The following is an 11,338-nucleotide window of genomic DNA, read 5'->3' as shown; positions in this document are numbered from 1 at the left end:
AACAATAGCCTAGCTAGGATTTGGTTTCACGCCTTGCTGAGCCACTGCTTCGACGAGTATAAAGGGGGTCACGTTTTCAGCTTGCGGACCTTTGGACCCCGAGGTCACTTCCATGGCCACGCGCAGGCCTTCCTTCAGGCTTTTCCGACCGCTGCCTTGGATCACACCAAAGCAGACAAAGACATCTTTACCGCCGGCTTGTTCAATGAAACCAAAGCTTTTTTCATCCTGGAAAGAGTTGGACGCTCATTTTGATCAAAAATTGGAAAAATTTACACGCCGGTTAACAACGGTGGCGGTTTTAATTGGAATGGGTGGCTGGTTCGCGCCAGAACGGCGGGGTTTCCGCAGATTCCGATCATCGGCTTAGGGTTGACCATGAGAGGCAATAGCATTCATCGTCTCATGGATATACAATGTGCTATGTATATCTTTTAATGAGTCGAGAGAGGCACATGCAAGTCGCAAAATGGGGTAATAGTTTAGCTATTCGTTTGCCCGCCACGGTGGTAGAAGCGTTAGAGTTAAAGGAAGGCGATGACATTGAAGTACATATCGCCGGCGAACGGGTGTTTGAACTAGAGAAAAAACCTTCGGCAAAGACGTTGTTAGCCAAATTGCATCAATTTCGTGGGCGCCTACCCGCTGATTTTAAGTTTGACCGCCTGGAAGCGAATGAAAACCGCTAAGCCGTTTCTCGATACCAACGTCTTGCTGTATTTACTGTCTGAGGACAGTCAAAAAGCAGACCGCGCCGAAGAGATTATCGCCTTCGGCGGCATAATCAATGTGCAGGTGCTGAATGAATTTGCGTCGGTAGCGTCGCGCAAACTGAAGATGACGTATGTCGAAATCCGCGAAACCTTGTCGATTATCCGAAGTATCTGTCAAACTCAAGCTTTGAGCGTCAGCATCCACGAACAAGGTTTGGCGATTGCCGAACAATTTGGTTTTTCGTTGTATGACAGCATGATTGTCAGCGCGGCGCTGGACGCCGGGTGCTCAATATTGTATTCGGAAGACATGCAACATGGTCAAGCTATTGGCTCGTTAGTCATTAACAATCCGTTTTTACCTTCTCTTCCTAACTAAAGAGCTTTCGCAGCCTCCCCCAAAGGAAGATGATTCGGTGGGTTCCTAGGCTGACGCTTCAACCGCAAGCGAGGTTTCTGTAAAAGCAGCCGCACGTCCCCAGCCCCAAATGACGCGTTTTTCGCGCCATTGGTCTGTCGTGTTCCACTCGATATCCACCTGTATCATTTCAACTGCGCAAATACGTCTGTCGATCACCTGCCTCTCTGCTGTCGACTTTGACTTGAGCCATTTCCTAACGCACAATCCAACACCGTCGTCGATTCCGTCGTCCGAAAATGCTTGTAATCGTAAAATCGGATATTCGCGTTTTCACTCAGCAAGAGTGAGCAGTCGGGAATAGTCCGGCCACCTGTTCTACTCGAAATCCGGGTTTTGAACTCCTCCAATCCCGATGTCCCGTAGACTTTCGCAATACTCGGATGTAGCGGGTTTAAATAATAATGAGCTTCGATCTGTTGGCTATTTAGAAACTCCACCAGCGATTTAAACTCGTCGAATCGCGTCATTATCCAAGGCGAAACAGACTTGGGCCCCCTACCCTGCTCGAATTGTCTTTTGACGAATTCAGTTTCGTTTCTCTGTATTTCCGTGTCGTACCGGACCAACTGATACCGGCCGGTATGGTCTATATCGTATCTAACGGAAATGGTGTGGTTTAAGGCGTCGAACAGATACCCTATCCCATCGCCAAGGCTGGGTTCGAACAGGTAATTCAAATAGAATTTCCAGAGCGATTCGCCGGTCACGATCGGATGCAATCGATTGGCTGGGCCGTCGTTTACCGGGTCGGAAAAGGCGAACGGCTCCAATCCGTAGACGATCCGCTTAAGTGGCAGTCCTTGTGCGATCAACGCGTTTAACGTGGCCAGGATCTCACCCGGCCGACCCGCCAAGAATGCCAGGTTGTAACACCGGCCTTCAGGGAAATACTGCGCCAAGAGCCGTGGGTCGAGCAAGCCAATCACCGATGACCCGACCAGAAGGCAATCAATCGGCTGCTCCGGGTCCGGCGCCGATATCTGATTCAACAGATGGCTCACTTTGCGGTAACGTTCGTTGGTCGCCGGGGATGTGTAAGGTTCGCCGATGCCTTGGTCGACATCGAACACTTGGTAGGGATTCACCAGCCAGTTCCACACCAGCATCGCCCCGCCAATCAACACGCTCACGGCCAAAGCGGCACGCCAGAAATGGCCGAAATTAGAACGACCAGTAGATGAAGCTTTCATGGGCTGCCGATAGCCAGGTGCCGGCGAAGAAATAACCGGCAAAAGTCGCGAGTGCCTTCAGATCCGGGGTGAAAGTGTCGAGTTGTGCTTGCGCATTGCGGTAGCGCAGACAAATCGCCAGTAGGAAGCCGATGGCAAGCATGTCCAGACCGTTGACCTGCCCCGATATCGGAACCGTCTCGGACCCGAACCAGCCGGCGAGCATGACCGGCACCGATATCCCGTTGAGTCCCAACATCGCCTGCCAGATGTGTAGTGCCTGGTCAATACTCGCCGCCCGGAATAGCACCCAGGCAAAAAACACTCCAAGCAAGGTCAAGGTTCGAGCCAGATAGCCCGGCATCCTATAACCGGTCTTGGTCCATAACCGATAAAGCGCGATCATGGCGCCGTGCATCGCTCCCCAGGCGACGAAGGTCCAGGCGGCACCGTGCCATAAGCCGCCTAGTAGCATCGTGATGGCCGCGGCCCACAATCCACGATAAAAGCCTTGCCGGTTACCGCCTAACGGGATGTACAGATAGTCGCGCAGAAACCGCGAGAGCGTGATATGCCAGCGCTTCCAGAAGTCGGCGATCGTACCGGCTTGATACGGCGAAGCGAAGTTTTGCGGGAGCACGAGTCCGAACATCAATCCGACGCCGCTGGCCATGTCGCAGTAGCCCGAGAAGTCGAAGTAGATTTGCAAGCCATACCCCGCGGCCGCTACCCAGGCCTCGCACACGGTGAGTCGATCGCTGAGCTCAAACAAGGGATCCACCACGGCCGCCAGGCGATCGGCGATCACGGTCTTTTTGCACAGTCCCGCCACAAACAGGAACAAGCCTTTGGTCATGCGTTCCGGATCGAAGCGAATGCCTTGCCGGAGCTGCGGCATGATGTCGGAATAATGCAGGATCGGGCCGGCAATCAGATGCGGGAAAAACGAAATGGAAAACGCAAAACGGCCAAGATCGAAATCGTCGACCCGGCCTTTGGCACAATCGACTAAATAGGCAATCGCCTGAAAGGTAAAAAATGAGATTCCGAGCGGCAGGATCACCCGCAGCAATGGCCATTGGCTGCCAGTCAGCGCGTTGCTTGTCTCGATCAGAAAATCGGCGTATTTGAAGTAGGCCAGAAGCCCCAGGTTGTACACAACGCCCAAGACTAACCTGATTTTGGAGTGAGTGACGGCAATCCGTTTGCCCCAATAGAAATTCAGTAAGGCGTTGACGACCAAGAGCAAGGCGTACTCGGCGCTCCATGCTGCATAGAACAGCACCGAGCAGCCGACGATGAACCATTGCGCGATCTCTCCGTAGTGTCGCGACATGAGCCACCACCACAACAGCAAGGTCGCCGGCAGAAACAGGTACATGAATTCAGGGGCAGTAAACAGCATGCCGACGTCTCCTCTGTTATTCCGTGCCGTCCGACGCAGACTTGGCCATTGCCGCCAGTGCGGCTAGCGTGTCGGGGTGATGCTCCAATGTGCTGGCTGTGGGGTCCACGACCTTGTTTGTCGGATCCAGCAACACGGTCATTCCCATGACGACGCGGAACAAGGACGCGCTGCGTGCCAAGCGAATCAGGTATTCGCACACACGCCGGCAATTCTCACTGTCATCAACAGAAAAGGGTTCGGTGTCGTCTTCACCGCCTTGCGGCTTGGCGATCTTCTCGGGCATGGTGCCGCCGTGTCGGCTGCTGATGGCCTCCAGCGCGTACGCCAGTTCAAGGGCCATGTCTAGGTCTGCCGGATTCGCTTTCGCCATCGCCATCTTCATCTTGCATCCTCGGTACGTCTAAATTCCCAAGGCGCAATAGGATTTGGATCTTGCCATAACCCGAGGTGACTAGCTTGAGCGGTGCGCTCGGCTTGAAGAAATACCGGATCATTGCTGTATTGCCGATACACCCAGGCCAAGCCCTTGGCTACTTGTGCCAAGTTAACGTCCTGACCGCCCACGTCGACGTGGCCAATAAGGCGGCCGTAGCGGTCTTGCTGGGTATATTCGACCGTAACTCGGCGGCGGTAGGTGGTGTCGGATAGTCCGTGTTTGGCGGCCTGACCATAGGCTTGACTGAGTTCAGGCGCATCGATCTTGGCCAAGCGCACTTTTAAGGTCTGCCGGTCGTCGGTGAGCAAGGTCAGCGTGTCGCCGTCGTGCACGCCTATCACGACACCAAGCAGTCTCTGTGCCTGAGCGGTACCTGCTAGAAGAAACAGACTTAACAGGACTACTAAGCGGCCGGTCTGTCCGGATGGATTCATACAGGTTCTCCTGGCTATACTCGTTTCTGGGTGTGAGCAAAATAGACGTTCATCGCAAAGGCGATGCCGACACAGGCCATCGGCATCGCCTGCGGCGGGATCGGAAATGGGAAGGTCAAGCCGAGCAGCAGCAAGTAGATAATGCCGATGACGGTGTAGAAGCTATACCGGTGCGCCAACGGGCTGGAATAATCGAAGTTGGATTGCTTGATTTTGCGTTGCACCAAGCCGTCCACCGCACTGGGTATGGCGACGGCGATTAAAAACGGCCACCAGGACAACAGTAAGAAAAAACGCCGCAACGATTGGTAAAACGTCCCGAATAGCACGTCCAATTTGCTTTGGACCAGGGGGAAATAATCGGTCTGCCCGAAATGTTCAAACCCGACCGATTTCTCGCGCTCGGCAACGGTAGGGATGAAAAAATGGTACACGTTACGTTGAATGCCGGTTTCCACCAGCAGGGCGTTGAATACCGCATTGGCTTCATCCCGAATCCGCCGATCGTTGTCAGCGCCCAGATATTCGATGATCATCCGGTCTTCGGCATCTTGCATATTGGTTAACCATTGGTCAGACACCAATACCGCAATCAAAAATACTTCGGCCGCCCACAAGATCAAGGTGACAATGAGGCTCTTGGTCATAATTACGCCGCTGCTCGCTGGATCAAGGCGACAACCCTGGGGTTGGTCACCAAAGCCTCAATCGATACGTCCATTACATACCTGTGGAGCAAAAAGCGCTGAATCGATTCGACCGTCCGGAGCAGACGATATGCATCGTCCGTATGATGCTGCCTGGATGCCTGCGCGTAAGCGATCAGTACCTGAGACATCAGTTGCGTGATCACGTCCTCCAACTGATCTGCCTTATGGTGATGATCGGTCATGATCTTGATCGCCGCGTGGAGAATGTCGATCGCAACCGGCCAATCCAATTCCAGTATTTGCAAATCTCGATTCTCGGTTGGGTTTAATTTGCGCCATCGATTCAGCATGATTTCTTCCGCGGTTTGTTTTGGTTTACGCATTTTTTTGCGAGGCATGGGTTTTTTCCTTGTCCAGGTCAGAGATCAGTATTGGCAGACGGCCCTTGACGATGCGGCCGCCAGACAATTTGGCGATGTAATGTAGATCAGGCAATTGGCCTAATAACTGCGGGGCGAATAAGTCGCCCTCTTCCTCCATTAATCGCTCGCCGATATTTCCGGAAAATACCGCTGGATTCGCTGAATGGGTAGAAACTCCCTGGGTTCTCATGATGTACTTCAATCGGGTTTTGGGCAGGTTGTCGGTGATATAGGTCTGGGTCTCGGCGTCCATCACCCGGAGCGCGATCAAGTTGTTGAGGTTGGCCAGTATTTGTCTGGCCTTGGCTTCGGAACCCAGTCGGGCCGAAAAGTCCGCAAAGGTTTGGGTGGCAATAAACAACCGGAATTGTGCGCCGCGGCCTTTGTTCAAGAGCTGGATGCACGGGTCGTTAATCACTTCGGCCGCTTCGTCGACAAAAATATTGACCGGCCGGTTATCGACGCCGTGGTTGTACCGGTCGCCGGCGACAGCCGCCAGATCGGCCAACAGAATGGAGCCGATAGCACTGCCGACCATGCTGTCCGATAAGGAATCCAGACCGATGTATGCGACTTTAGCGCCTTTAATGATTTCGGCCGCGTCGGTAATTGCACGTGTATCGTTCGAGTCGCTTTGGTCCGGCGATAACAATGCGCCCAAGCTGCCGGAGGTCAGCATATTCATCAGCGGCAATAAGGAGGCGATCATTTTGCTGAAATGCGTACGGTCGTGTTCGAACATGGAAATCAGCCCCTCCAGATCGGTGTTCTGCCGTTCCTGCTGGACCCGCTCCCGGTAAAATTTGACCAGCAACTGCGCAGTTTTATCGTTCAGATCCATTCTTTTAATTCCGATACTACTGCGCCAATTGAAATGGAGCACCTTGTCGAAATAACGCACCAAGGCTTTAATCACCAACGGCACCGGGCCGCCTTCCAGGTAAGTCCGTAGCTTCACCAGGGACGGTTGCTCTTCGGCCGCAAACAGGCCTTGGACGATGTTATCCAAGGCTTTTTGCCCAAAGGCCTTGAACGGATCCGAACCGGATTCACCAGGACTGACCGCGGCAATCCGGCTGGCCAACTCGGACGAGCGGTTGAAATTCTTTAACGGATCGATACGGACGCTTTCGTCCGGAAAAGCCGGGTGGAAATAGACAAACCGGTCCGGGTTCCGCGAAAGTCGGCACGCGCGTTCGGCGCACCATTTCAGATCTTTGTCGCCTTTGGGATCGATGATAATCACGGCTTCGTTGCGCAGCACCGCCTGTGTCACCAAGATGTCGAACAAGCGGGTCTTTCCGGCACCAGTGGTACCAACGATCAAGGTGTGGCCGGCACTGTGCGAGATCGCTTGCCGAATGTAATCCTCGGTTAACCCTAACCCATGGATCCATGTCGCCCCCATCCGATCATGATTGACCGGGATTAACCCGGTTAAATCGCGCTTTTGGATGTCGTAAGCCAATTGGGCGTGCTTTTGGTTCCACTCGAATCCCCAGCCCAACCACCATTGATCCGGGTGGCGCCGAACAATACCGGCCAGACTGGCGACATTGAACCGCTGAAATTTGAAGTAATTGAGCCGGTGTTTTCGATACCAAACCCCGGCCGATGCCGGCACGCGCTTGACCGCCATGAAGACGCACGCCACCATAAGACCTGTAAAAGGCTCGCTCGGTAATCCCGAAAACCGATACATCAAATACGCTACAAGACCAAACGCGATCCAGACCACAATGGCCGTAATTTCGTAATTGGGCCGCCAGGGTAATTGATAGTCGTATTCGTCTTTCATTACTTTTTAACGATGAATTTTTTATTGGTGTTATCGATCGAAATATCCGGTCGGTCGAAGGCATATCGCAATAACTGTTTCATTTCGAATAACTGCTGTTCCTCGATATAACCTCTCAGTAACACCATATCCACGATCAAGCTATCATCCGTTTGATCGACTGCAAGCGGCAGTTCGAAGGCTTTAATCGTTTGTATAAGTTGCTCAATCTCATGGTTCGCATTGCGTTGCGCTGTATGCGCTCCCTGGGGTTGTCCGTGACTTGGTGTTGGGCGGTTAGTACCCGGATGGGTGGCGATGATTTGAGGCGGTGTTGGGGGAACCGGCGGCGTTTCCGCGTTTTGGATCAATACCGTTAGGTATCGGCTGGTTTCTTTGTTCAGCAGTACGCCCTTGACGCCGCCCAGTTCGGTAACCTTGACCATGGGTTTGCGCGGATCGACTTCGATCATGCCGGCGGCGTCTATTGTCGTGATGATATTGATGGGTTTTTGGTCCAATGCCGCTGCAATATTCTGATGCAACATCAAGACGCGGCCATTCGGTTGTATTTGAAAATATTCCGCGGATATCGGGTCAAGACTTTGCATCAACAAGGCGCCGGCCGCGTGCTGTGAGGCCAACCACTGTCTGGCGGCTTGGGTTTCCGCGGGATTATTGGCCTTGCTATTGTCCTCTGCGTTCGGGGCAGGACTAGCCGCACTCGGTTGGGAATGATTTGTTGGCGCTGAGGGCGGCGTTGCTGGTTGAGCCTTTATCGATGTCTCTATTTCCACGACGCCTCCAGACGGTATATCCGGTTCAGATTCCGGGTTCGCCCGATCCGCGTCGGTTGAATTCGCGCTATCGTGATTTGTTGGGGTTACGGCCGCTTCACCATCCTGTGCTACCGCATCGGATTGACCGTCGGTCTCGGTCTCGATGTGAATCACATGTCCGTCGACGATCAAAGGCAGTGCGTCGGTATACACGTTCATCGGATCCGCCAACTTGAGCACCCTAAGCGGCCGGTCCATGCTGCCAGGCTTAATATTCCAGTAGCGCCTGACGGTTTGCGGATTCAAGCGATATGGGACGGCAAGCTGGCGATCGATCAGAATATCGGCTAGCGTATCCGGGTGTTTTGGTATTCCAGGAATATTGCTTTTCGTGATCAAGCGGCTAATATCTTCGGCCGCTTCATTCCACAGGATAAAGGTGCCTTCTTTTAGACGCCAAACCACCGCCCCTTTGGCATTATCGGTCCACGCTCCCTTTTTAATCTGTTGCCGCATGGCGTCTAATATGAACCATTCGATCGGTGCGCCTATCGACGGGTCAATGGGTATGCAGTTATTTTTAAGGTCTTTCTCTACGCTGAGGTAGTCGGCATCCATTACCAGTGAGTACATCTTTGAGTTGTGTGAGGTGCCGGCAATTGTGAGCAGCATTTCTTTGTAGATAGCCGGCCCGTATTCGTTTAAATACTCCTGAACTTCGGGTGTGATGACCTTATTGATTAAAGTCGGTGAAACAATTTCATGGTCACCATTCCGATTGACTCGCCAACTCAGATAATACCGCTGGATTTTGCGCTTCCTTGCCCAGGTTTCAATATCGTCCCCCACTATATTGCAGGTATGAGCGCCATCCTCGGATTTAATTTCCACGTCGGTGACCGGCTTACCTAAATCATGCAACATACCGGCAATGAATATCGCCAATCGCCAGCGTGGCGTCAGTTGTTTTCGTCTACCTGGGTTTTCATCCATGCCGTACAGCACGCCATGGGATTTATAAACAGCTTCAAAACCGACCTCTAGGCCATGACGGAATAACCCGCCGGCGCCGCGGTGGTGATGCTTTTCCGACGCAGGCAACAAATGCACAAATCGCGCGTAATTGAATATTAAGGGGTATACCCGGCCTTGATATTCCTGGTCGGTGACACCTAAATAGTGTTTGATTTTTTTAATTAATTCGTCTTGAGACTCTAGGATTTTAATTGCGGGGATGGCCGGAAGCCCTTTGGCGAATGGTGGATATCGAGGTACCTCTTCATCAGGTTCAGTAATCCGCAATATCGTATTGAGCAATTTCGCTAACATCGCCGATAAACCCGTTTATTTCTTCAAGCTTTTTGGATTGCATGACGCTTTCAGTCTGGCCGGCATGGTGGTGGTGCGAATAATCGCGTGATCGCGATCGGTCATGTCCAGCTTATGCCGGCAGTATTTCCGCCAAGCTCTTTCGATTTCGTCGCCACTCCGCTGAAAACCGGGTTGCGCTAAGGCTGCGTCCGCTTCGGCCAATGGCAGAGTTACGAATCCACTCGCATCTGCCAAGGTACCGGCTGCGGCATGCGGTTTACGGGTGACCACATGCTCCACGGACGATTGCCGTACCGCCGCCCCGCCAGTTTCGGAGGCAAAGGCATCCATTCCAAGCTGCCAGTTGTGGCGAGGTCCGGCGTCGGTTATCGATGTGATGACTTGCTGAGAAGTTGCTGGATCGATCAGCGCCTGGGCGCAACCGGCCATAAAAGGTAAAAGTAAGAATATTGATGTCCGCATTGGCCTGTCCTCTGGTTAGGGTCAGGTCAGCATATCGCATTCCGAATTTTGAACCCGCTGGCTAGATGCATCTGTAATGCACTTTGCCAGCGGGTCTTCCCGTCACTTGTTGGATCGCGCGCGCAATTACTGTTGCGGTCTACCCCGCCACCATAAGTCAACGGGCTATTCAAATTTTCAATTGACCCACGCCTCTGCCACATTATATTTTTCCACCTGCTTGCCCCATTTTATAAATATGGGTCTTCATGGTGGAAAACTATAATGGTTCAACTCGATATTTATGATCGATTTTGCGATGGTTCTGCCTTGAAAACACCAGAGATTATTGGAGCGAGAACAATATCATTTCTTGCTTAGTGATTGATATATCGATGGATTTATTAATGGTGCACGCTTGTGAACCAATTAATGTGGCAGCGCAGTTGATGAATTATTGCTTTTCGCGCGTTGAATTATTTACGTCGTTCCTTTTTTTCCGTTTTCGATTCAATAGGTTCGCGGCGAAACCACATTATATTTTTTCCACTACGCAATGACATTAAACAGAGCCCTCTAACAAGCCCTATCTGAGCAATCGGTATTACGTCATCCTGAAATCGGCAGTCGTTTGCACGGATAACTCTTTTCATTTGATGCTCTTTACCAATCCCTAGCGTCAACCGGCCCGAACTCAAAGTATCCGTAATGCCCGTTCTTCCTCTCGAAAGATTAAAAAAGCCTATAAATCGACAGAATACAGCCCTTACAACGACTCGCTTCGCCTGTATATCGACAAATGATCGACTGAGTTCGCTATTTTCATAATTCACATACTGTCGAGGGAACTTGTCGATCATTCGTGGTTCACCAGTCTACTCGCTGAACCAGGACGATTTGACAATCTAGGCATTCCGATCAAAAACAGCCACCGGATCCGGTCGAAAACCCTCCACGATTTTCGAGATGAGTACACCAATAGTAGATCTCAGCTTTTGGAGGTGACGAATTAACACAACCGACCCATTTTACCTGTCGCATTTCTCTAAACCGGTGAGCCGGCCAAGTCTAGATTTTGCAACGGAAGGGCTCAAAGCAGCCCCTGGGGAACTCACGCAACCGGCCAAAGCGGCCACTGAGGATACTTGCGAAATTTTCCATCCCTAAACTCAGCGAATGGCAGCTTTTCGGTAAGCAACCTTGCGTCCTCTTTGGCTAAATCCGGCCATGAGCTGACATTGAGTTTTTCTTTGCACCCAAATATCTCAATGAACTGTCCCCGGAGTACCTATCAGGCTGGTGAAAAACTCGCGCCTATTTTCCCTTACCCACGGTTCTCGTGATTTTTTCGCGTTG

The 11,338-nt window shown here is 52.0% G+C and carries 12 protein-coding genes and 1 pseudogene; 2 read left to right on the top strand and 11 right to left on the bottom strand.

The features are described 5' to 3' along the window. Positions 1–9 precede the first annotated feature (9 nt). Positions 10–234 (bottom strand): annotated as a pseudogene (locus VXJ35_RS22820) (cold-shock protein); the annotation flags it as partial. Positions 235–455: 221 nt separating this feature from the next. Here VXJ35_RS22820 and VXJ35_RS22815 point away from each other — a divergent pair. Next, the gene (locus VXJ35_RS22815; protein WP_064023836.1) at positions 456–689 is read left to right on the top strand and encodes an AbrB/MazE/SpoVT family DNA-binding domain-containing protein; all 234 of its coding nucleotides are present in this window, start codon (positions 456–458) and stop codon (positions 687–689) included. Continuing rightward, positions 676–1,092 carry a PIN domain-containing protein gene (locus VXJ35_RS22810; RefSeq protein WP_064023682.1) on the top strand — a complete coding sequence of 139 codons (417 nt, stop codon included), beginning with the start codon at positions 676–678 and terminating at the stop codon, positions 1,090–1,092. The genes VXJ35_RS22815 and VXJ35_RS22810 overlap by 14 nt, the downstream gene beginning before the upstream one ends. Before the next feature lie 194 nt (positions 1,093–1,286). Here the strand turns inward: VXJ35_RS22810 and VXJ35_RS22805 are convergent, their stop codons facing one another. The 10 genes from VXJ35_RS22805 to VXJ35_RS22760 form a co-directional block, all read right to left on the bottom strand. Then, a complete protein-coding gene (locus tag VXJ35_RS22805; protein ID WP_157198336.1) occupies positions 1,287–2,324 on the bottom strand; it encodes a hypothetical protein in 1,038 nt (345 codons plus the stop codon). Next, entirely contained in the window at positions 2,296–3,708 is a 1,413-nt protein-coding gene (locus VXJ35_RS22800; RefSeq protein WP_064023680.1) for an MBOAT family protein, read from the bottom strand. Before VXJ35_RS22800 ends, VXJ35_RS22805 begins: the two co-directional genes overlap by 29 nt. Positions 3,709–3,724: 16 nt before the next feature. Continuing rightward, positions 3,725–4,093, bottom strand: coding sequence for a hypothetical protein (locus VXJ35_RS22795; protein ID WP_054759910.1), 369 nt, complete (start codon positions 4,091–4,093; stop codon positions 3,725–3,727). After that, complete coding sequence (locus VXJ35_RS22790) at positions 4,090–4,581, bottom strand: thermonuclease family protein (protein WP_064023679.1); 492 nt, start codon at positions 4,579–4,581, stop codon at positions 4,090–4,092. Before VXJ35_RS22790 ends, VXJ35_RS22795 begins: the two co-directional genes overlap by 4 nt. A gap of 14 nt (positions 4,582–4,595) precedes the next feature. Further along, positions 4,596–5,228 (bottom strand): DUF4400 domain-containing protein, encoded by a 633-nt coding sequence (locus VXJ35_RS22785; protein WP_054759906.1) that lies wholly within the window; start codon positions 5,226–5,228, stop codon positions 4,596–4,598. A 2-nt stretch (positions 5,229–5,230) separates the two neighbouring features. Continuing rightward, positions 5,231–5,629 (bottom strand): hypothetical protein, encoded by a 399-nt coding sequence (locus VXJ35_RS22780; RefSeq protein WP_157198335.1) that lies wholly within the window; start codon positions 5,627–5,629, stop codon positions 5,231–5,233. Next, positions 5,607–7,451: a conjugative transfer system coupling protein TraD gene (gene traD / locus VXJ35_RS22775; RefSeq protein WP_054759902.1), complete on the bottom strand. Its 1,845-nt coding sequence runs from the start codon at positions 7,449–7,451 to the stop codon at positions 5,607–5,609. Before traD ends, VXJ35_RS22780 begins: the two co-directional genes overlap by 23 nt. After that, a complete protein-coding gene (gene mobH, locus VXJ35_RS22770) occupies positions 7,451–9,538 on the bottom strand; it encodes a MobH family relaxase (RefSeq protein WP_064023677.1) in 2,088 nt (695 codons plus the stop codon). Before mobH ends, traD begins: the two co-directional genes overlap by 1 nt. Positions 9,539–9,553: 15 nt before the next feature. After that, positions 9,554–9,871, bottom strand: a complete 318-nt coding sequence (locus VXJ35_RS22765; protein ID WP_064023676.1) for a hypothetical protein — start codon at positions 9,869–9,871, stop codon at positions 9,554–9,556. A gap of 587 nt (positions 9,872–10,458) precedes the next feature. Next, complete coding sequence (locus VXJ35_RS22760; protein WP_157198334.1) at positions 10,459–10,842, bottom strand: hypothetical protein; 384 nt, start codon at positions 10,840–10,842, stop codon at positions 10,459–10,461. Positions 10,843–11,338 lie beyond the last annotated feature (496 nt).

Source organism: Methylomonas sp. DH-1 (assembly GCF_046097555.1).
Taxonomy (GTDB): Bacteria; Pseudomonadota; Gammaproteobacteria; order Methylococcales; family Methylomonadaceae; genus Methylomonas; species Methylomonas koyamae.
This window is presented reverse-complemented; position numbering and strand designations above follow the sequence as displayed.

Coding starts and splice junctions, on each gene's coding strand:
- VXJ35_RS22805 (WP_157198336.1), bottom strand. CDS start 2,324: ATGAAAGCTTCATCTACTGGTCGTTCTAATTTCGGCCATTTCTGGCGT.
- VXJ35_RS22785 (WP_054759906.1), bottom strand. CDS start 5,228: ATGACCAAGAGCCTCATTGTCACCTTGATCTTGTGGGCGGCCGAAGTA.
- mobH (WP_064023677.1), bottom strand. CDS start 9,538: ATGTTAGCGAAATTGCTCAATACGATATTGCGGATTACTGAACCTGAT.
- VXJ35_RS22760 (WP_157198334.1), bottom strand. CDS start 10,842: ATGATCGACAAGTTCCCTCGACAGTATGTGAATTATGAAAATAGCGAA.
- VXJ35_RS22780 (WP_157198335.1), bottom strand. CDS start 5,629: ATGCCTCGCAAAAAAATGCGTAAACCAAAACAAACCGCGGAAGAAATC.
- VXJ35_RS22765 (WP_064023676.1), bottom strand. CDS start 9,871: ATGGATGCCTTTGCCTCCGAAACTGGCGGGGCGGCGGTACGGCAATCG.
- VXJ35_RS22810 (WP_064023682.1), top strand. CDS start 676: ATGAAAACCGCTAAGCCGTTTCTCGATACCAACGTCTTGCTGTATTTA.
- VXJ35_RS22790 (WP_064023679.1), bottom strand. CDS start 4,581: ATGAATCCATCCGGACAGACCGGCCGCTTAGTAGTCCTGTTAAGTCTG.
- VXJ35_RS22800 (WP_064023680.1), bottom strand. CDS start 3,708: ATGCTGTTTACTGCCCCTGAATTCATGTACCTGTTTCTGCCGGCGACC.
- VXJ35_RS22815 (WP_064023836.1), top strand. CDS start 456: ATGCAAGTCGCAAAATGGGGTAATAGTTTAGCTATTCGTTTGCCCGCC.
- traD (WP_054759902.1), bottom strand. CDS start 7,451: ATGAAAGACGAATACGACTATCAATTACCCTGGCGGCCCAATTACGAA.
- VXJ35_RS22795 (WP_054759910.1), bottom strand. CDS start 4,093: ATGAAGATGGCGATGGCGAAAGCGAATCCGGCAGACCTAGACATGGCC.